The 21988-nt window shown below is 45.7% G+C and carries 21 protein-coding genes; all 21 read right to left on the bottom strand.

Annotation, left to right across the window (positions count from 1 at the left end):
- Positions 1-13: 13 nt before the first annotated feature.
- The 21 genes from LX66_RS25720 to LX66_RS25620 all read right to left on the bottom strand — a co-directional run bounded on the left by LX66_RS25720 (position 14) and on the right by LX66_RS25620 (position 21973).
- Positions 14-2158 (bottom strand): multicopper oxidase domain-containing protein, encoded by a 2145-nt coding sequence (locus LX66_RS25720; protein ID WP_262713228.1) that lies wholly within the window; start codon positions 2156-2158, stop codon positions 14-16.
- Positions 2159-2329: 171 nt separating this feature from the next.
- Complete coding sequence (locus LX66_RS25715) at positions 2330-2803, bottom strand: heme-binding domain-containing protein (protein ID WP_145718855.1); 474 nt, start codon at positions 2801-2803, stop codon at positions 2330-2332.
- Positions 2804-2901: 98 nt separating this feature from the next.
- On the bottom strand, positions 2902-3534 hold the full coding sequence (locus LX66_RS25710; RefSeq protein ID WP_145718853.1) for a DUF3347 domain-containing protein: 633 nt from the start codon (positions 3532-3534) through the stop codon (positions 2902-2904).
- A 56-nt stretch (positions 3535-3590) separates the two neighbouring features.
- Complete coding sequence (locus tag LX66_RS25705) at positions 3591-5588, bottom strand: heavy metal translocating P-type ATPase (RefSeq protein ID WP_211366561.1); 1998 nt, start codon at positions 5586-5588, stop codon at positions 3591-3593.
- 150 nt (positions 5589-5738) lie between these two features.
- The gene (locus LX66_RS25700; protein ID WP_158642768.1) at positions 5739-6302 is read right to left on the bottom strand and encodes a DUF3347 domain-containing protein; all 564 of its coding nucleotides are present in this window, start codon (positions 6300-6302) and stop codon (positions 5739-5741) included.
- 49 nt (positions 6303-6351) lie between these two features.
- Positions 6352-7572: an efflux RND transporter periplasmic adaptor subunit gene (locus LX66_RS25695; RefSeq protein ID WP_145718848.1), complete on the bottom strand. Its 1221-nt coding sequence runs from the start codon at positions 7570-7572 to the stop codon at positions 6352-6354.
- Between the two features lie 16 nt (positions 7573-7588).
- On the bottom strand, positions 7589-8767 hold the full coding sequence (locus LX66_RS25690) for an efflux RND transporter periplasmic adaptor subunit (RefSeq protein ID WP_262713226.1): 1179 nt from the start codon (positions 8765-8767) through the stop codon (positions 7589-7591).
- 109 nt (positions 8768-8876) lie between these two features.
- Positions 8877-10127 (bottom strand): TolC family protein, encoded by a 1251-nt coding sequence (locus LX66_RS25685; protein WP_145718844.1) that lies wholly within the window; start codon positions 10125-10127, stop codon positions 8877-8879.
- Entirely contained in the window at positions 10111-12045 is a 1935-nt protein-coding gene (locus LX66_RS25680; protein WP_211366553.1) for an efflux RND transporter permease subunit, read from the bottom strand. Before LX66_RS25680 ends, LX66_RS25685 begins: the two co-directional genes overlap by 17 nt.
- Before the next feature lie 19 nt (positions 12046-12064).
- Positions 12065-12763: a class I SAM-dependent methyltransferase gene (locus tag LX66_RS25675; RefSeq protein WP_158642767.1), complete on the bottom strand. Its 699-nt coding sequence runs from the start codon at positions 12761-12763 to the stop codon at positions 12065-12067.
- Positions 12732-14018, bottom strand: coding sequence for an efflux RND transporter permease subunit (locus LX66_RS25670; RefSeq protein ID WP_145718839.1), 1287 nt, complete (start codon positions 14016-14018; stop codon positions 12732-12734). Before LX66_RS25670 ends, LX66_RS25675 begins: the two co-directional genes overlap by 32 nt.
- Positions 14019-14092: 74 nt before the next feature.
- Positions 14093-14464: a heavy-metal-associated domain-containing protein gene (locus LX66_RS25665; RefSeq protein ID WP_145718838.1), complete on the bottom strand. Its 372-nt coding sequence runs from the start codon at positions 14462-14464 to the stop codon at positions 14093-14095.
- A 21-nt stretch (positions 14465-14485) separates the two neighbouring features.
- Entirely contained in the window at positions 14486-15577 is a 1092-nt protein-coding gene (locus LX66_RS25660; RefSeq protein ID WP_211366550.1) for a beta-propeller fold lactonase family protein, read from the bottom strand.
- A gap of 122 nt (positions 15578-15699) precedes the next feature.
- Complete coding sequence (locus LX66_RS25655) at positions 15700-16098, bottom strand: HYC_CC_PP family protein (protein ID WP_158642766.1); 399 nt, start codon at positions 16096-16098, stop codon at positions 15700-15702.
- A gap of 117 nt (positions 16099-16215) precedes the next feature.
- Positions 16216-16710 (bottom strand): hypothetical protein, encoded by a 495-nt coding sequence (locus LX66_RS25650; RefSeq protein ID WP_145718835.1) that lies wholly within the window; start codon positions 16708-16710, stop codon positions 16216-16218.
- Positions 16711-16739: 29 nt separating this feature from the next.
- Complete coding sequence (locus LX66_RS25645; protein WP_145718833.1) at positions 16740-18560, bottom strand: glycoside hydrolase family 15 protein; 1821 nt, start codon at positions 18558-18560, stop codon at positions 16740-16742.
- Between the two features lie 19 nt (positions 18561-18579).
- Entirely contained in the window at positions 18580-19704 is a 1125-nt protein-coding gene (locus tag LX66_RS25640; RefSeq protein ID WP_244620512.1) for an SDR family oxidoreductase, read from the bottom strand.
- A 38-nt stretch (positions 19705-19742) separates the two neighbouring features.
- Positions 19743-21230 carry a vitamin K epoxide reductase family protein gene (locus LX66_RS25635; RefSeq protein ID WP_211366547.1) on the bottom strand — a complete coding sequence of 496 codons (1488 nt, stop codon included), beginning with the start codon at positions 21228-21230 and terminating at the stop codon, positions 19743-19745.
- Positions 21231-21262: 32 nt separating this feature from the next.
- Positions 21263-21493: a FixH family protein gene (locus LX66_RS28695; RefSeq protein ID WP_145718831.1), complete on the bottom strand. Its 231-nt coding sequence runs from the start codon at positions 21491-21493 to the stop codon at positions 21263-21265.
- Positions 21451-21669 (bottom strand): hypothetical protein, encoded by a 219-nt coding sequence (locus LX66_RS28280; protein ID WP_170232417.1) that lies wholly within the window; start codon positions 21667-21669, stop codon positions 21451-21453. Before LX66_RS28280 ends, LX66_RS28695 begins: the two co-directional genes overlap by 43 nt.
- A 7-nt stretch (positions 21670-21676) precedes the next feature.
- Complete coding sequence (locus LX66_RS25620; protein WP_145718829.1) at positions 21677-21973, bottom strand: heavy metal-binding domain-containing protein; 297 nt, start codon at positions 21971-21973, stop codon at positions 21677-21679.
- Positions 21974-21988: the final 15 nt, after the last annotated feature.

Raw genomic sequence — 21988 nt, 5'->3', positions numbered from 1 at the left:
TAAAATTGATTGATTAGAAACGTACCAGCAATCCTCCTCCCCATTTGTATCTTGAATCATACCCACCAGATAAGGATATTTTTCTGGCAAGCATATATTCCAGGTCAAGGTGGTATTCTTTATCTGTATTGACGCGCCAGTTAAAGAACATTCTTGGCAGCAGCCATTGCTCTCCATCCAACTCAAACCTGACCCGGCCCTTTGCATTAACACGCAGGTCTGCATCAATAAAGAAAGGAAGTGTATAACGCACACCCAACACCGGCAGATCAAAATCCTGTTCAAAAGTCTGCTTACCGGTAAACAGGTTATAATATTGCTGCCTGAGTGTACTAAACCCAATGTAAGGCCGGAACCAATCACCTATGTACCTTTCATAACTCACATTGGCTTCATACTGACCATCATAGTTGGCATTTACCTCTGCCCGGAAAGCATTACGGGCGTTGATATAATTGGCCTGCAGCTCACTCATATGACTTTTGGCAGCAATACTGCCATAGAAGAACCACATTTTCTCTTCATCAATTAGTTTTTTCAGCGGGAAACTTGCCAGGGCCGTATCACGTTTGCTTCCCTCATAATGAACAATACGCGACATGCCGCTCATCATGTGATAGAGGATATGGCAATGAAAAAACCAGTCTTTATCTTCATCCGCAGCAAATTCGATAGTTACCGTGCTCATAGGCGGTACATCCAGTGTATGTTTCAAAGGAGAGTAATCTCCATTTTTATTGAGCACCCTGAAAAAGTGACCGTGCAGGTGCATGGGGTGGTTCATCATGGTGGTATTTTCTATAACAAATTGCACCACTTCTCCTCTTCTGACCAATATTTTGTCTGCTTCCGACAGCATCTTATTATTGATGGACCATACATAGCGATACATATTGCCGGTAAGTTTCAGATCCACTTTCCGTACGGGTTTATCTTTGTCAAACGCCGTTTTGCTCCTTGCCTTCAGCATATCATAATTGAACAACACAAAACCGCTTTTGTCGGGCTCCTGCATTGCATGATCCATATGCTCCATATTATGGCCGGTATCTTGTTTCATGTCCATGCCCGGCATAGTGTCTGCAGGCATATCCTCCATCTTCATCTCCCCGGAATCCTTATCCATCTTCATATCCATGTTGCCGCGATCCATGTGGTCCATATTGTCCATCTCCATTCCCTTCATGTTATGGCTCATTTTCCCAGGAAAGTTCACTGACATATCCGTCATCATTGCATCCATCTTCCATACATTGGGCCTGGGAACATCAGGCGCATACGTAGTATCCCCTTTGCCGATAAAGGCGGAAGCATGGCTGGCCACATCCTGTGATGTGGCGCGCAGTTCATAAGTACCAGCAGAAGGAACCGTTATCAAAAAGTCGTATGTTTCTGCAACACCTATCAAAATCCTGTCAATCTTAACAGGTTGCACATCTACGCCATCCGAAGCTATCAATTCCATTTTCCCTCCGGCATACTGCAGGTAGAAATAAGAAGAAGCGGAACCATTTATAACCCTCAATCGCAGCTTTTCCCCGGGTTTATACTTTGACAAGTCAAGGCGCGGGCTTCCTGCAAGCAGGAACTTATCATAATATACATCAGACATATCCATAGGTGGCATACGCTTAAATCCCCACTTCACACGTTCTCCCCACGAACGGTGCTGCAACAGCTTGTCCAGGCTTTGCGGATAGCCTTTCTTTATGGCGTACCACTCATTGTCCGGATCATTCCTTCTTAAAGTCTTTAATACACTGCCGGGTTTTTCATTGGTCCAGTCGGAAAAAAGTAACACTATATCCTTATCTGTAGCAAATATCTTTTTGCGGGGTTGTATTACAATGGGGCCATAAATGCCGATCTGTTCCTGTAGCATGGTATGCGAATGATACCAATAGGTACCGCTCTGTTTTAGCGGAAAGGTAAAAGTATAAGTAGCGCCTGGCCGGACAGGCGCCGTGGTCAGGTAAGGAACACCATCTTCCTTATTGGGGAGCAGCAGCCCATGCCAGTGGAGGGAGGTTTCATGATGCATCAGGTTGTGCACACGTATCACGGCCGTATCGCCCTCAGTAAAATACAGCGTTGGCGCCGGTATCTGCCCGTTAATGGCCATCGCATGCCTGATCTTGTTACCGGAAAAATTCGCCATGGTATCATTCACGTATAGATCATACTCAACTACACCCTTACTTTTGGCAGGGGGCATATTCATACCAGTCATATTGTGCACTGCATGCATATCCTTTTCATGCTGCGCAGAAAGGGTGACGGGGAAGATAGCTATTGCCAACAATAAGAAATATTTCATACAGTTGCAGGTTTAGTTCTTATTTCTGTCTTCTATAGAAGTTAATGTGGTGTCAATCCATTTTGTAACCAGTTCTTTCTGATCCGCTGTTAACCGCGCATCGGCATGCATCAGGCTATAGGAGTTGAGCGGCATTTCTCCTTCCATTATCTGCTCCCTCATCCCTTTCAGTTTACTACGTTGTCTTTTGGATGAGTAGGCGCCATACTCGTTAAAATTCAGTTCCTTTTTACCATCTCTGATATGGCCGGCCATAAACCATCCTGCCGGCTGTATGTTCATATACCATGGATACCGGGTGTTATTGCTATGACAATCATAACAAGCAGTCTTCAATATTGTTTGCACGTCCGGCGGCATTGGGTATAGCCTGGCAATATCATCAGGAAAACCCTGGCTGCTGCTTTGGTTTTTGGACGGGCGGATAAACTGTATTAAAGCAAAAATGATCAGCAAGGAAAGAAAAACAATTCTGGATTTTCGCATACAATAAATTAAAGCGGTACTTTCCGCAAACAAACGGATCTGTTGTCAGATAGCCGCTCATTTGCGGAAAGCGTGTTTACCATTCTATAAACAATCAACTATTGGATCACCTCCTTAGCAGTACCACAGGTAGGCATTTTACTGCCGAGATACGGATTCTTTATCTCTTTTGTTTCGCTCAACCAGAAAGCTCCTTTATTATTATTTGCCATCGGGCAATGATCATGGTATAAAGCCTGCCCGCCGCCGAATGCTTTCACCAGCGCATATACGTCTTCGCTCATCTCAACGAAGTGCTCCCGCTGATGTTCAATATTACCTTTGTTCTTACCGATATGCTCTGCATGTTCTTTCAGGTCGTCTTCATTTTCAGTATATAACTTCTGCTGCTCTGGTGTCATGGCAGATTTATCAACTTTTCCCATTGCTTCAGCCATTTCTTCTCCACCACTGGCCGCTTCAGCAGAATTATCTCCTGCCAGGCCATTTTTAATATGCAGGTAATGGTCAATAACAGGCTTTAAGGAAGCGGCCACCTTAGCATCTACGTTTGCAAACTGAGGTTTCACTTCGGCTATTGCGCTATCACCCGCAGGTGCTTCCTGTTGCATGGCTTCACCGGCCATGGCAGCAGTATCCTGCTCATGCCCTTCATGAGATTTATTGCCGCTGTTGCAGGCGGCAAAAGTAATGGTGGCAATAACTAAAGCGCCGATAATGATCTTTTTCATTTTTCTGTTTTTTGAATGTTTAAAGAAATTGGTGTTTAGGCTATTTTATTTGAATTTTACTTTACTCTTAACAACTTAGCGTTAATGGCAACAATAATGGTGCTCAGGCTCATCAGGATGGCGCCCATGGCAGGGTTGAGCATGAACCTGGGGAACAGGATACCTGCCGCCAGGGGAATGGCAATAACATTATATCCTACCGCCCAGACCAGGTTCTGGATCATCTTGCGATAAGTGGCCCTTCCAAAAGAGATCATCTGCACCACATCTTTAGGATCGCTGTTCACCAATATTATGTCTGCTGTCTCTGCTGCCACATCCGTGCCGGAGCCAATCGCTATCCCTACATCCGCCATTGCCAGTGCCGGTGCATCATTTACGCCGTCGCCGGTCATAGCCACCACTTCCCCTTTATCCTGGAACTCCTTCACCTTGCTTTGTTTTTCATGTGGCAGTACATTGGCCAGATAACCGTCCATGTTAAGTTTCCCGGCTACAGCAGCGGCCACCTGTTCATTATCGCCTGTTAAAAGAAATGACTTTATACCCATCGCTTTCAGATCGGCGATGGCTTCCGCAGCAGTTTCACGTATGCTATCTGCGAGTGTGATGATACCTGCCGGTGTATTATCTATCAATACGAAATTCACTGTATCCGTTGACTGATCTACCTCTGCCGGAATTGCAGGCGCCGGCTTACCCTCCTGCTTAAAGTAATTAGGCCCTGCAGCTACCACGCTTTTACTATTTACTGTACCGGTAACGCCAACACCCTGCATATATTTAAAATCAGTAGAAGGCCACAGTGCAAGATTCTTTTCTTTCAGCTTCCTCATTACACCATGTGCTATATGATGCTCTGAATTTTGCTGGATCGCGGCTGCATACTGCAAAATTTCATCAGCGCCGTATTGATCTGTCAGGGGAATGACCCGCTGGACTTCATGTGAGCCCTTGGTAAGTGTTCCTGTTTTATCGAAGATAATGGTGGTGAGCTTACGGGCGTTCTCAAATGCGGTACGGTTACGGATGAGTAACCCATGTACGGCAGATAAAGTGGTAGATATAGCTACCACCAGGGGAATAGCAACACCCAGGGCATGGGGACAGGAGGTGACCATTACCGTTACCATCCTTTCCAGGGCAAAGGATAGTTCCTGGCCCGCTGTGAGCCATACAATAAAGGTAATGGCCCCCACGCTGATGGAAACAATGGTCAACCATTTAGCCACCTGGTTAGCCAGGTTCTGCGTACGGGATTTGGCCCCCTGTGCAGACTGGACCATATTTATTACCTTGTTCAGATAACTGTCCTTTCCGGCGCCGGTCACCTGTACTTTCAGCGCCCCGTCGCCGTTTACTGCGCCGCCGATCACTTTAGCGTCTTTCCCTTTTTTCACCGGCACGCTTTCTCCAGTGAGCATGCTTTCATTGATATCTGAGCTGCCTTCCAGAATGATCCCATCGGCAGGGATCTTCTCTCCAGGTTTAACAAGGATCACGTCATTATTCTGTAACTCCTGTAATGGCACATCGGATATCTGCCCGTTACGCTCCACATGCACCACGGCAGGCAGTAAAGCAACCAATGATTCCAAAGCACGGGAAGCCGCCATCTGGGACTTCATCTCCAGCCAGTGGCCCAGCAGCATAATATCAATCAGGGTAGCCAGTTCCCAGAAAAAATCCATCCCCCGCAGGCCAAATACCACAGCTACGCTATAAACATAAGCAACGGTGATAGCCACAGCCACCAGTGTCATCATGCCGGGGTTCTTCCACTTCAGCTCCCTTACCAGCCCCACCAGGAACGGCCGGCCACCGTAGAAATAAATGAAGCTGCTAAAGGCAAGCAACACGTATTTATCGCCGGAGAAAGTAAACTTAAATCCCAACCATTGCTGGATCATATGTGACAACAGCAGGACCGGAATGGTGACCACCAGACATATCCAGAACCGCTTCAGAAAATTTTCCGTATGGTGACCGGCATGCTCATCATGCCCGCTCATGCTGTCATGCGCTTTATGATGCGCAGGGCCGGCCATTTTCATAGCTGTGTGATCATGGCCACCGTGCCCATGATCATGCCCGGCAGGCTTACCACTTTTGGCAGTATGCGTTTTATGCCGGTGTTCGTGATGTTCATGATGGCTGTGCTGGTCTTCCATATATAATTTTTAGGGTGACAGAAAATTCGATGATTATTGAATAGTTTCTTTCACTTCCCCGCAGGTCATCATCTTTTCCCCGAAATAAGGATTCTGTATGGCTTTGTTGCTGCTTAACCAAAAAGCGCCTTTATCATTCATGGCCATAGGGCAGAAGTCAACGTATAACTGGCCACTGCTCATTCCCGATTTCCTGATCAGGGAAATAAAATCACTGCTCAAAGCTGAAAAAGCAGTTCGCTGCTCCTCAAGATCAGCAGTAGCTGTGATCTTTGCAGCACTTTTGCCAATAGCTTCCCCACCGGTCACTTCCCTGGCGCCTGTTTCTATGGCGTTACCTGCCAACCGGGCTTCCTTCACATCTCCTTTAATGAGCGCAGCAGCCAGATGCGCATAATGCTGATACACAGCGTTCAGCTTATCATCTTTCAATTGCACAGCCGCTACCGGAGCAGCGCTTTCCTCCATGGCCATCTGATCATGTTCATTATTGCCAGTAGTATCAATGGTGCTACTATTCTTTTTCACATTACTGCAAGCTGCCAGAAAAATAAGCGCCAACACCGGAACAACAGCTACTTTCATGAATTGTTTCATTGGTTTCAGATTTTTATTGAAAATGATAAAAGGTTTAATGATCATGGCTTCACATACCCGGCATTCCTGCCATTGGGTTTGAGCCTTTTTTAAGAATGTATTCAGAATACAGTAAGTAAGCACCGGTGACTACTACTTTATCTCCTTCCTTTATTCCATCCGTAATTTCAACTGAATCAAAATCTTCCATACCGGTGCTTACCATACGCGGTTCAAATTTTCCACGGGCTTTCTCAACCCATACATGCGCACCCTTACCATCCCTGATCACAGCATCCACAGGCAGGCTTAACACATTTCCCTTACTTTTAACCGGTAACAGCACATTAGCCTGCAATCCCGGCTGCCAGCGGTTATCAGGGTTAGGTATGGCGCCGCGTACCTGTAACAACTGGCTGCCGCTTTGCAGTGCCGGATTTATAAACTGAACCGTCATGGTCTGCGGCTCATTTTCCCAACCTGCAACAATCACCTTTACCTGTTGCCCAACATGAATGGCTGATGCCTCTGCCGGATAAACATCTGCTTCCACCCAGAGCTGGTTATATCCTTCCAGGCGCATCACCGCTCCACCCTCTGCTACATACTGCCCTTCAGTTGCTGTCAGCTCCGACACCACTCCGCTGACAGTGGCCGGATAAGTAACATAAGGATCTACCTTTTGTGATTGCACCAGTTGAGCAATCTGGGCGTCGCTTTGATCATATAATACCAGCTTCTGGCGTGCAGCCTTTTCAATCTGCCTGAAGCGGGCATCCTCCGGGAACTGTTTTACCTGTGCAACGGCCAGCAGGTATTCCTGTTGCAGGGAGGCCAGTTGTTCCGAATATATTTTATATAAAGGCTGTCCTTTATTCACCTTTACGCCTGTTTCCTTTACATATAGCACCTCAATGCGGCCCGGTACCCTGCTGGAAATAACGGCCGTTCTTTCTGGGTCTGTTACCAGCCGTCCATTCAGCCGCTTAAAGTTGGATAAAGCACCAGCAGCGCCTACTGTCATAGTAGTAACGTTGGCAAGCACAATCTGGCTTTCCCCGAGGGTAAGGGCAGCCTCTTTATTGGTCTTATCGAAAGGCACCAGGTTCATACCGCATATAGGGCATGTACCCGGCTTATCCTGTACTATCTGCGGGTGCATGGAGCAGGTATAAGTTTGTTTCTTTTCACCGGCCACCTCTTTTTTTCCTGCATCCTTGCAGGCCGCCAGCAACAGTGCCGGCGCCAGCGAAGCAAACGCAACTGTCTTTAAAAAATTTTTTCTTTCCATATCGGTATTGTTGCATTTAATTATTGGTTTTAATAAAGCTCTCGCTATCCACCAGGTAATAAGCATTGGAAGCTACTTTCCATCCGTCGATATTCGTATTTACCTGTATCATATCTTTAGCCTCTACACCTGTTTCCACTGCCATGGGAACATAAACATCCTTTTCTTTCTTAAAGACAACAGATTTATTTCCCAGTCGCCAGACGGCCTTGCGCGGCAACCACCAGCCTTCTGTATAAACAACCGGCACATTGGCGGTCTGCAATTGCCCTACCTGGAAACCATGATCTCCCAGGTATACCCGTGCCAGCGTAAAGTTCAGGCCATTACGAAAAACGGGTTCTACCAGGCCAATGCTGCCGGATTGCATAGCATTCTCGTCATTATTAGGATAGAACAGCAATTTCTGGCCACGTTTGATCCTGGCCGCCAGTTGGGAGGGGAAAGCGAATTCCGCTACCAGGGCTTTGGCCTGGTAAATAGTAAAAAGTGACTGGCCTGCACTTACATACTGTCCCTCTCTAAGCAGTACAGGCGCTGCTGCCGGCGCCATAGGGGCAGGAGTAGCAGGGGCAGCCGATGCTCCTCCACTCATACTTCCCATTCCATCCCCGCCAGCTGCAGAAGAAGGCGGCATTGCGGTTGGAACCGCTGCAGGAACTGCAGCAGACTTTTCCAGGATATAGCCGTCGCTGTTACTGTAAACAGGAACGCGATACAGAACATTTCCCGTTCTCAATACCTGTTCTATCTGTGCCGGCTGCATACCCAGTAACAATAACCGCTGCTTTGCGCTTGCCAGCAGCTCATTACTGTTATGCGCTACATATAGCAGCTCCCGCTGTGCAGCAGCCAGATCAGGGGAATAGACCTCCATGATCAACTGGCCTTTCCTGACCGGCTGGTAGTTATATTTGATCAACAGCCGTTCAACACGGCCGCCCACCCGGCTGGCAATGCTGGTCTGGTTACGGGTATCGTAAGTAATAACCCCATTGACGGCAGAAGCATAAATACGGGTACCGGTTTCTGCCTGAATAGCAGGAATGGTAGCGATCACCTGCGCATTAACAGGTTTAGTTAGCATCACAATACCACTATCCAGCACCAGTTCTTTATTGCTGCCTTTTGGCACCAAGTCCATACCGCATATAGGGCATTTCCCCGGCTTATTCCGTATTATTTGCGGGTGCATAGGGCAGGTCCATAGCTCTCCGGCTTTATGTTCAGCATGCGATGCCTTATCGGTTTTACCCTTACAGGCCGTCAGAGCAGATAAAGCAATAAACAAGCCCAACAATATGCTAACGATATAATTGTTTCTCATAATCCACGATCATTTCATAAAGTTTTAATTTTTCATCCAGCACGGTGGCCTGCATCATAGTGAGCGCTTCCCAGGAATCGATCACAAAAGACAGCGCCAGTTTATTTTCCTGGTAGTTCAGAAAGTTGGCATCCAACGTTTGCCGCAGGGAAGGAATGATCTTTTTTTCCATAGCTTCAATCCGCTGCTGCATGGTTTGAATCTCATATTGCATACCATACAACATCCCCTGTGTTTCCTGCAACATGGCCGCTCTTTCCTTTTCCATGGCCTGTACATTATATTGCATAGCCTTAATACCTGATTTGTACATTTTTGAAGACCATGGCGCAATGGGAATACTAATCATACCCATGGCGCTGTATGCATTCAGCATCCCGGCATCCAGGGGGTACATGTGATCAAAGCGGATACGGAAATCAGGTTTCTTCTCCCGCTTCATACTCTCAATATTCAGCTGCATGGAGCGGATGCTTGCGTCCATCTTTGCTATATCTTTCCTGGCAGCCGCCAGGGAGGCTGTATCATAAGAAGGCGCTATCCTGAAAACCGGCTCATAAGTTGTATCTATCTCAAACTCCTGGTTACCGGGCGCATTCATCAGACTGTTGAGCCACGATCTTGCTTTTGCAATGGTTCCTTCCTGCATGCGGATCATGTTACGGTTATCCTCGATCTTTGCACTGGCTCTATACACGCCGCTCAATTGAGATTGATTGTAAGGATACCTTACTTCTTCTATTTTCTTCATTGTCACCATGATCTTCTCATTCTCCTGCAATACAGCAATACGCTGTCTGGCAATAATCCAGTTATAATAAAGGCGCTTAGCCTGCGCTTTCAGATCATTCAGCGTATCATCCCTAGTGATCATTTCTATGTTCCCCTGCGATGCGATGTACTTTTTCTTTGCATTCAGCTTGGCGGGATTCGGAATATCCTGTTCTATCTGCAGCATCAAGCTTCCTCTTTGTTCCGGCATGATCATCTGCCCCGGATAAGGCGTCATAAAAGTTCCTACCCCTACCATGGGCGCCATCCAGGCGGTAGCGGCATCTGCACTGTATTTATAGCCCTCTGCCTTCAGGCCGTATGATTGCAGCAAAACATTGTTCCGGTCAATCCTTTGCAGGATGCTGTCAAGCGGCAGCACCGGCGCCTGTTGGGCAACCAGCTTTGCCGGCGCAAACAGCATGATAAATAATATATACTTAGTGATGTACTTCATGAATCTCCAATTTTCCATACTTGCGTAGTTCATATTCTTTCGTCATTAAAAAGATGAGCGGCGTTACCAGCAAAATATGCGTAGATGAGGTAAGCACGCCACCAATCATCGGCAGCACAATAGGCTTCATCACATCTGTACCCACGCCGGTTGCCCACAGCACAGGCACCAACCCAAAGAGGGCTACGCTAACCGTCATAAGCTTGGGGCGCAAACGTTTGGCGGCACCCTGTATTACATACTGCCGTAAATCTTCTCTGGTAATGGTTGCCGAAGAATTGCCCTTTGCTTTCACCAGCTGCTGCATGGCATCATTCAGGTAGATCACCATTACAATTCCCGTTTCCACCGCAATACCAAATAGCGCAATAAAGCCCACAGCTACAGCAACAGAGAGATTCACACCCCAGAACCAGATCATATATGCGCCACCAATCAGTGCAAATGGCACTGTGATCAGGCTCAGGAAGGCTTCCCTGATGGAATGGAAGGCGAAATACAGGGAAAAGAAAATGATCACCAGCACCACAGGTGCAATCCACATCAGGGTTTGCTGGCCGCGGATCAGGTTCTCATACTGGCCGCTCCATTCCAGGTAATAACCCTGTGGCAGAATGCCTTTAGCTTTACTAATCTTGTTAATGGCCTCGCTCACCGTGCTGCCAAGGTCGCGTCCACGTACGTTGAATAACACCGCTCCACGCAGCATGGCGCTCTCAGAGGTGATCATCGGAGGCCCGTCTTCAAACTTCACATCCGCCACGGCAGATAAAGGCACTTCTCCAAAAGATGCAGACATTACAGGAATGCGTTTAATATGTTCCACACTGTTCCGGTAATCCTGTGCAAGCCGCACACTGATAGAAAAGCGCTGCCGGCCTTCAATGGTATTCCCTATGGGCGCACCGCCCAATGCAGTTTCCACGGTCTGGTTCACATCATCCACATTCAGTCCATAGCGCGCCAGGTCCTGTCTGCGTACATCAATACTCAGGTACTTACCTCCGGTAATAGGTTCTACATAAAGATCTGCAATACCAGCAGTTCCCTCCAGCACCCTTTTTACCCGTTCTGATGCGGCTGCAAGGCTGTCCAGGTTCTGGCCGTACACTTTCACACCCACATCTGTACGAATTCCTGTAGCCAGCATATTGATACGGTTAATAATGGGCTGTGTCCATCCATTCACTACACCGGGGATTTGTAATTTCGCATCCAGCTCATTGATAATATCTTTTTTGGTCTTTCCTTCCCGCCATTGTGCTTTAGGTTTCAGCATGATAATCGTTTCTATCATGCTGATAGGAGAGTTATCCGTAGCCGTGCTGGCGCGCCCGGCTTTACCCAGCACCTTATCCACTTCCGGAACGGATTTGATGATCTTGTCCTGCACCTGCAAAATCCGCTTTACTTCTGCATTGGAAACATCCGGCAGGGTTACCGGCATAAACAGGATACTTTGCTCGTCCAGCGGCGGCATAAACTCTGTTCCCAGGCTTTTCAGCAAAGGAATGGTAATGACCAATGCAATAATGTTGATGGCCAAAGTAGTTTTACGCCATTTCAACACCCCTTTTATAATGGGCTCGTACACTTTTTCCAACATCCGGTTCACAGGGTTGGCATGATCCGGCCTGAATTTCCCTTTCATAAAGAAAGAGATCAGCACCGGCGCCAATGTGATCACCAGAAGGGCATCCACGATCATTATAAAAGTTTTGGTATAGGCCAGCGGATGGAACAGCTTTCCTTCCTGCCCTGTGAGCATGAATACCGGCAGAAAAGAAGTGATGATAATAACAGTAGCAAAAAATACCCCGCGGGATACCTGTTTGCTGGATTGTTCTATGACCTTTAACCGCTCTTCCTCACTAATCCATGCAGGCGATTTCTTAAATATATTTTTTAACCAATTCATGATCTGTTTATTACAGGTTTTAAACTGTTTTCTGTGATGGCCTGAATGTCATGATCAGGTCCTTCACCTTTACATTTACACCGTCAAATACCTTTTCCGGTTCTTCCCTGGTAAGTGAAAAAACAGACGTAAAGCCATTTTCTTCAAGTAATGCATTCAACTCATCAGCGTTATACTGGCGGTATCCGTATTGGGCAAAGGGATGATGGGTGAGTGAATCCTTTGTCCTTATAGCAATCGTTAGCTCACCATTCCGTTTCAGCACCCGCTTTATCTCTGACAGCTCCTGGGATGGCTGCTCCCAGAAATAAATAGTGTTGACTGAGAAAACAATATCAAACGTGCTATCCGGGAATGGCAGCTTATCTGCACCAGCCAGATAGAATGAAGCGCTGCTATTATCAACATTGGCCTGGTTCAATCTTATCGCTTCCTCCACCATTACTTCCGAAAGGTCACAGCCGTAATATTTCAGCCCGGCAGCGCGGGTCAGCACATGGTTGCAGAAATATCCGTTACCCATACCTATCTCCAGCACTTGCTGGTTATCTAAAATATTCAACTGTTCAATAGTCCACAGGTTCAGCAATTCATTACTGATATTCATTTGCATACCCACCTTTTTACCTGCTTCACCGGATGGCCTTCTCAGTTGTTCCCCCAATTGTTTATTTTTCATGATTGCATTACTTTTTTTGCTGCTGCTGCCATAAGGCATACCGTTCAGCAAGGTGTTTATATGCATTTTCACTCATGATGATCCCGTTATCCACAATCACTCCGATAGCCAGCGCAATACCTGTTAACGACATGATATTGGAAGAAATACCGAAAGCATTCAGCAGGATAAAGCTGGCCGCGAGTGTGATCGGGATCTGTATGATGATGCTGAGGGCGCTACGCCAGTGAAAGAGGAAAATGATCACTACAACAGACACCATGATCATCTCCTCAATAAGGGTTCGCTTGATGGAGTCTATGGATTCTTTAATAAGTTCACCCCTGTCGTAGACGATATCAAATTTTACTCCCTGCGGGAATCCCCTGGCCACTTCCTGCATTTTAGCTTTCACCCTATCGATCACAGCTGCGGCATTCTCGCCGTACCGCATTACCACAATACCGCCTGCACGCTCACCCTGCCCATTCTGATCGAATACGCCCAGCCTGGTCTCCCCGGTCATCTGAACGGCGGCAACATCTGCCACCCGGATTGGTATACTGCTCTGTGTTTTAATGGAAATATTCTCTATTTCCGCTACAGACTTCAAATAGCCGGATGTTTTGATGATATAACCCATATCGCTCAGCTCAAACTTACGCCCGCCGGATTCATTGTTATTGGTACGGATAGCATTGATCACTTCCGGAACGGTGAGCCGGTAATAAAGCAGCTTATTAGGATCTACTGTGATCTGGTATTGTTTCTGAAAACCACCGAAAGATGCAATCTCGCTCACGCCTTCCACGTTCTGCAACGCAAATTTTATATACCAGTCCTGTAATGCACGCTGTTCTCCCAGGTCCATATCCGGTGCATCCAGCGTATACCAAAGTATATGCCCCACACCTGTGCCATCAGGTCCCAGTTGAGGGGCCACCCCTGTTGGCAGCGTTCTGGATATGGTGCTTAATCTTTCCAGTACCCGTTCCCGTGCCCAATAAATATCTACATTATCATTAAAGATCACATAAATGAAGCTCATCCCAAACATGGAAGTGCCACGTACGTACTTTATTTTGGGAAGCCCCTGCAGGTTAGTCACCAGCGGATAAGTGATCTGATCTTCGATCAGTTGCGGTCCCCGGCCCATCCATTCCGTAAATACGATCACCTGGTTCTCTGACAGATCAGGGATGGCATCAATGGGATTCTTATTCACAGAAAAAACGCCCCAGGCAAATAAGCCGGCTGCCATTACCAGGACAATGAACCGGTTCCGCAATGACCATTCAATAATACGATGTACCATATTTGTTCTTTTCTGTAAACAGATGCAGCTGGTATGCTGCCGCATCTGTCTTATGATCTATAAATTGCCCCGTATTACCTGTGATGTTCATGAGCCGGAGCTGTGGTACCGCCTTTACGCTCATACTGGCAACAGCCGGGCAGTTTAGCATACACTGCATCATCAGCATTTTTCTTTTCCGTATCATGCCCTGCGGCAGCTATCTTCTGCTGAATAGCATCGTTGTTAATTTTTGCAGGATCATAGGATACGGTCATTATCTTGGTCTCTACATTCCAGTCTGCTTTGGTAACACCATCAACAGTCATCGCCTTTTCAATTCTCTTCTTGCACATATTGCAGTTGCCATATACCTTGAAAGTTTCCGTTTTTGCCGATTGAGCAAATACTTCAGACATACCCAGAAAAGAGATCATTACTATTAAAAGAGATACTAACTTTTTCATTTGTATAAGATTTAAATTGATTTATTGTTTTATTACAATGCCATTGGGCTTTTTACCTACTGATATATCTTTAATTCTGGAGTGATCAGACACCTTTATAACAGACACACTGGCTGAAAGTTGATTGGTAACATAAGCCGTACCGCCATCACTGGTAAAGGCAACAGCATGCGCACCGGCGCCGGTATCAAAGACGCCGCCATGTTTCCAGGCGCCGGCAGCTGCATCCCAGGACCAATAATGCACCTTTCCGTTATCCGGATCAGTGACCCAGAGCTCTTTTGCTTTGGGATTATGAGCGGCGCTACCCGGCGTAAATCCCAGGTTTATGGTCTGTACCACAGTATTACCGGCAACATCTATCACACTGATGCTTTTACCATCCTCATTGTCCAGATACATTTTTCCATCATACCCCACCCAGGCGCCTACAGGATTAGCCCCAACAGGCAAGGTGCTGATGATAGCTTTGGTAGCAGGATCGATTACTGAAACCGTATTATCTCCCCCATTGGCCACATAAGCCCGGGTGCCATCTGCTGAGAACGTAACTTCCGCCGGCTCCATTCCTACCTGAATGGTATTTTTGAGGGTATACGTAGCAGCATCGTATACCAGCACCTTACCGCTCATCTCCATCTGGGAGGTCCATATTTCCTTACCGTCCGGCGAGAAGGCGGCATTATGGTTCATAGTGGGCACTTCCACCTCTTTAAGGATAGTGCCTTTTACGGCATCCATCACCAATACCCTGCCTTTCATATCCGGCATACCACCTGCGTGGCCTGCGCTCAGGTCTACACCGGGAACGCCAATGGCCAGGCGGGCCCAGCTGCCACTACCGGAGATAGATATATGATGTGGCCACATAATAGCGCTATTGCCGGATGTCATCAGGTCAATTGTTTCCGTAAGCATTTGCGTGTTAAGGTTGATAACGGATAAAGAATTGCTTTCACCGTTTACCACGTAAACAGCGGGATAATCGATATTCTTTTCTTCCATACCTCCCATATCATCCTCCATCATTTTGTGTTTTCTGCATGATGCAAAAGCCAATGCCAGTAATGCAAAACCGGCCATTACAAACGCATAGCGCCGGGTCAGTTTCATAAACAGGAGTTTCAAGTTTTTCAAAAAATAATCAGATAATTACGAAGAGAAAGTTACGGGCGCACAAATGTCATAAGTAATATGTAATGAGATAAAGCAATACGCCCTTCAGGTATGGGATATCAGATGCGGAAGATACAATTTAAAACATGGGGTGGTACTTTGCTACTTCGTGGAGGAGCGTTACCAGTAGGGTATGCCACTACCAGCGAAACAGGATATACCTGTGAAGATTCCGTATAAGAAACCGGCGTAGCAATAGCAGCCAGGTGCATGAAGTGAATGGCATGCTCTGTGGCTTTCTGGTCTTTTTCCAGTTTTACTGTTTTATGCTCATCCTTACAGCATTTTTTGGCGCAGTTCTTATTTTTGTCCATGCCACACTTGCTGCATTTCTTAGCTTCTCCATGCCATAGCTTTACATCTACCAGCTTTCCCATACAATAATGAATATGGAAAGTGGCGCCGGTTGACGACCCCATGTAAAGAATTGCTAATATGAGAGCAATGAATTTCTTCATACCGCAGCAAAAATAAACGTAATTCCTGATTTGATTGTTATAAAATTTTTAGCATGTTTTATATTTTAATGGTACCCTATGGTTGTTTTCGATTGATCCTCAGGCTTTAAGGAGGTATTAATGCGGTTGGGCAGGGCCGCTTTCCCGGTCCGCTGGTTCCTGCAGCTCCGGATGATTGATTCTTCCTCCTGCCAGACCTGTCCAGGCCATAGCTGCGGCTGAAAGGGCTGTGGCAATAAGTACGATTATGAGCAACCGCTTTGAATATACACCTCCTGCTTTTCGCGCTTTTAATATTGCCACGGTAGCTATGATCACCGTGATCATGGCAATAATGGTTGCCGCAAGTCCCCGCTTATGATGCTGGCTGAGCGCCCTTGCCGATGTACGGGCTTGCCCGCTGATCACATGAAGCGCAGGATCTCCGCTAAAAAAGGCTGCCAATACTCCCAAAAAAGAGAAAGCCAGCATAACCATTCCTGCCCGGGCCCAACTATCCCGCCAACGTGTAGTAAGCGCCAGGATCAGGAACACGGTTGCGAAAAGAAATCCAAGAATGGGAAGATCATTCACTGTAAGGTGGAAATGAGCCCAGAAATTATTGTGATCCATAACTACTGATTAAAATGAATATCTGGTTTTTACTTCATTTTCGGTTCACTATCCGGTGGCAATGTCTTTTTTCTCAAATGTTTTTCCTTGCTTAATTCAATTGCTGTAGCAATAAGACTGAGATGTGTGAGCGCGTGGGGAAAGTTGCCCAGCAGTTCGCCATTATAACCTATTTGTTCAGAGAACAGCCCTAAATGGTTAGCGTAACTAACCATTCTTTCAAAATACGCTGCTGCTTCATCATACATACCTGCCTTAGCAAGGCATTGTATGTACCAGAATGAGCACATAGTAAATGTTCCTTCATTGTCACTAAATCCATCCAGCCTCTTTTTATTGCCGTACCTGTAAATCAGTACTCCATGTATAAGCTCTTTTTCAAGATTTTTAACGGTTGAGTTCCAGTGCATGGAATAAGGAGAAATAAAATTCACCAGCGGCATTATCAATACGCTTGCATCAAGTGCAGCACCATTTTTATACTGCACAAAACACTGCTTCTCCTTATTCCAAAAGTTCTTATAAATATCATTAAGAATTGTATCACGGATTTCACGCCATTTTAAAACAGGATAGGGAAATGAATTATTTTCTGCAATCTTAATGGCCCTGTCAAGCGCTACCCAGCACATGATCCTCGAATAAAGAAATTCCTTTTGTTCTTTTCTGAATTCCCAGATCCCGTGATCCGGCTTTTGCCAGTTCTCTATCACAAAGTCTATCTGCCGCAGTGTATATTGCCAAAACTCAAGTGTGATGGGTCTGGCCATCTGATTGAAGATATACAGGGTATCCATCAATTCCCCGTATATATCCAGTTGGAATTGCCGGTGTGCAGCATTACCAATCCGTACCGGGGCAGTGCCTCTGTATCCTTCAAGGTGATCAAGTATCTTTTCATCAAGATCACTTTCCCCATCCACGTTGTACATGAGCTGCAACTGTTTCCGGCTGCATTGATGCATGATCCACTCCAGAAAAGCATCGGCCTCATCATAAAATCCAAGATTCAACAGCACATACATGGTAAGCGCACCATCGCGGATCCATGTATAACGGTAATCCCAATTAAGCTGTCCGCCGATTGATTCAGGCAGACTAAATGTAGGCGCCGCAATTACAGAACCATATTTGTAAGATATCAGGAGCTTAAGGGTAAGGGCAGACCTGTTTACTATTTCCAGCCAACGGCCTGTGTACTTTGATTTTGAAATCCAGCTCTTCCAAAATCCCACTGTTGCCTTATATGCCAAATTCACAAACTCTTCGATGTTGGCAGACCGCTGTTTTTTATTGTGAGTAGCCTCCAGCACAAAAAATACTGTTTCAGATTCATTAAGCACAAAATCACAACAGGCTTCAGTTTCTTTTATGGTAAGGGGAATATTGCTTAATAGCCTTAGTGGTGTTTGAAAAGAAATCTCAGGAATAAATAGCAGGTTATCATTTTCTCTTTCTATTGTATGCTTTGCCATTGCATAATTAAACACCGGCGCACATTTCATACTAAACCGGATGCTTCCACGAATACCTTTTAACTTCCGCACAACTGTACAATTAAATTCCTTTTCGTTTACCGGCATATAATCTAAAAGCTCCGCCATTCCTTCATCTGAAAAGAAATTTGTAGTTAAAACATTGGTGTCTGTTATATACCGTTGTTTGGATGTAAAACTATCGGTTGGGCATACAGAAAAATAACCTCCCTTTTCAGCATCCAGTAATTTTAAAAAAATAGTAGGAGAATCGATCCTCATGAAAGGCATATAGTCAATTGACCCTTTCAGGGAAACCAAAGCTATCGTATGCAGGTTTCCAATAATACCATAATCAGCGATTGGTTCATACATATCCTTGCGATAAATAATATCAGATGTTTAATTGCCAGAGAATAATAACTATTACGACTACCAACACTATTGTAATGATCAACCAAAATAACAGTATTGGCGATATACCATGCATGGTCAGCCATAGCGTGTAGCTTTGCTTATGAGCTAATTTTCCGAAGCCACCATATATACCTCTGTCTTCATGCACAGGTTCCCAAAGATTATTTTTCCTGTCCGGGCTTTTGGGCTCATCTGTTTGCTGGTCTTTGAATCCGGTCCTGGCTAAAATCATGTCTGCATACCAGTATGCTATTTTATCACCTATGATTGCTTTATAAGTTGGATAGCCAATAAATATTTCCCTGAGATCATGCGTAGCTGCATAAACAATGCCTCTCGCTGCTACTTCTGGCCGATAAATTTTTCCCATTGGTTTGGGCTTATTAGGCAACCTGCTTAACACCCACCCAAACTGCGTTGTATCCATTGCCGGCAATTGTACCATGCATATTTTTATATTGCTCTTATCATGGAGCAGTTCACAGCGTAAAGAATCATAAAAGCCCTGTATGCCATGTTTTGCACCACAATAGGCAGATTGTAATGGTATTCCTCTATAAGCAAGGGCTGAACCTACTAATATAATGCTGCCCTTATTCCTTGGCAACATTCTTTTCAGTGCTGACATGGTGCCATATACCTGCCCCAAATAAGTAACTTCTGTTACCCGTTTAAATTCTTCTGGAGTGATTTTCTGGAAAGGAGAAAATACGCTGTTCATGGCATTATTTATCCAAATATCAATGGCGCCAAAGTGAGTTTCCACCTTTTCTGCTGCTGCTTCTACCTGAGCGGGGTCGGCCACATCTGTTGGCACGATCAGGGCCGTACCGCCAAGGCATTCCACTTCCCGTTTTGCTCCTTCCAATCCCTCCACGCCACGGGCCAACAATGCAACTTTTGCACCTTGTTTTGCAAAGGCATGAGCAGTGGCTCTGCCGACACCAGCCGAGGCGCCAGTTATAACCACCACCTTATCTTTTAACTTTGAGCTTGCCATAGTAAGCACTACTTTCTCCTTGTTTTCTTTATAATCAGCCAGGTGAGCAATGCCAGTATTGCAATCCCTACAATTGCCCAAACCCACATCCAACCACAACAAAATGGCATCATGATTTATAGATTTTCGTCTCTTTCTTATTAAATAATAGATTGATCATAGGTTCCATACTTTTCCTTTATTTTTCCTTTTCTAATGTTCAGTGTAATTATTATTAATCCTATCACAATATCATTCCACATTGTACCGGGCTTACCTCCCTGTAAAACAAAAGGGGCAACAACCAACCATGCTCCTAAAAGAATGTTCAAAAATCTTATATAGCGGACGACTTCAGCCATTGCAATGACTGAAAAGGTAACAACCAGTGCACCCACTAAATGATCACTATCTGCTAATGTGCCCTGAAAGCCTAATGCATAAGGCGAAAACATCAGCCATATTCCAAATGCAGCGCTTAACAGCAGATTCCAGGGAACACGTACTCCCCAGGCCATTGCAGGTAAAGTTTTAGCCAGGCTTGCACCGTAATGCGGCGTGCGTTCATCTTTGTTCTCCATATCAAGTGTGCCACCAACCCAAAATGTTCGCCAGAATGATTTCCCCTCACGGACGCTGCGCTTCATAAATTGGATCATCGCCACAACCTCATCTATTGTAAAAGGAATCATAATGAGCATAATGAGAGCAGTCAAAAGACAAAGTGTACACCAAAATCCAACAGATACCGGTTGAAGTATAACAAGAACAATACTTGTTACACCCAGGGGTACCACAAGAATGAAAAAGAAAGTTACCATCCAGGGCATAGTTCGCCAGCGGGCTACTCCCCCCATCCATGCCATCAGCAATTCAAACGTATATGCCGTAGCGCCAAGTCCTGCATCAGAGATCGGCCATGATTTTGAAACCTCTGAAGTGAGGACTGCAACCGTGCCCCTGCCGAAGAAAGGCTCCCAGATATCTTTGATATAGCCCAATTGAAATGCCGCAAGGAATCGTGAAATGATCCAGCCGAGAAAAGCTGCAATAATCATTGGAGCCCTTTGGTGCCAGGTGGATGGGTTATACGACCATCCTGGCGGAATTTCCGGTCCGGGCTTCATCATTTCCATATGATGCGCCATGCCCGGCATCATAGGCACAAGCACTGAGAATGTTATGACCAGTGAACCCACCAGCGTATCAGTAACAAAGGCTATGGAAGTTGGAGCCCAAAAAATAAGCGGAGCGAATTGTAACCATACTCCTACAAAACATGCTCCCCAGCGTCCTGCGAAATCACACTGAGGCAAAAAAGCGATGGCTGCAAAAACTGCAAGCAGTATGCCGCTGATTACATCGCTCCAAATCATATATGGGCTTAAATATCCGAAAGTGAACGGGCTGCTCACCAACCATAGTCCGAGCATAATGAGCAATGAATTTGTCCAAAGCCAGGGACGGCGCATGTCCCGTGTCATTTCAGTCATATCACCGGATTTCATTTCACCCTGTCCGTGCATTGCATGCTCAGCGCCATCACCATTTTTTTTAACCAGTTGCATTCCGCACTTAGGACAATTTCCGGGTTTATCGCTTTTTACTTCCGGATGCATGGGACAGGTGTAAACCTGAGGAGCTGCCATAACATTATATTTTCAGGTTTGTTTATTAAACACTAACTCACCCTGAGAGATATCCTGGAAGATTTATCCGTATCAAACTTTATATTCAGCGTCCAGGTTCCACTCATTGAAAGATTATATCTTACGGCATAACGGCCAGGTGTATCAGTAGCTTCAACCTGGGCATCGTTTACCATAGGCATCCCAGGCATTGCCATTTCGGCCCTTACTTCAACCTTGCCTACATCCACAGGCTGATTATCCCTTGCGCTGCGGAATTCCATGTAAAGTTTTCCTGCCCCTGCCGGACAACGCCTGACTTATTTAAAATTACTATGTTATAGTTGTCAGTTGATTGTGTAGCAATGGTTTTTAATTCCCTATTACCACAGGCAGCAAGCGCGACAATGAATAGTAGAAAGGCTGTCCTTAGTGATGGAAAAAATATTTTCTGTTTCATGATTTTTCTAATTGCGTTTAACTGAATTATGATGGCTGTGCCGGTGCCTCATAAATAACATTGGTAAAACACAACATGCAGCCAATACAATAAAAATTATCCAGCTATAGTTAATTTTCACGCCAAAAAGAGGCAACAATAAAATCACCAACAGCGGTAAAATGCAGGCAATGAACATCCATATTCTACTTTTTTTCATCTTTTCCTTAGGTACGAGCTTCATGCCACATTTAGGGCAGTTCCCCGGCTGGTCACTGACCACCTCAGGGTGCATTGGACAGGTATATGTTTTTGAGTTTGCCATGACTATTCTTTTTTT

The sequence above is a fragment of the Chitinophaga japonensis genome, assembly GCF_007830125.1.
Classification (GTDB): Bacteria; Bacteroidota; Bacteroidia; order Chitinophagales; family Chitinophagaceae; genus Chitinophaga; species Chitinophaga japonensis.
This window is presented reverse-complemented; position numbering and strand designations above follow the sequence as displayed.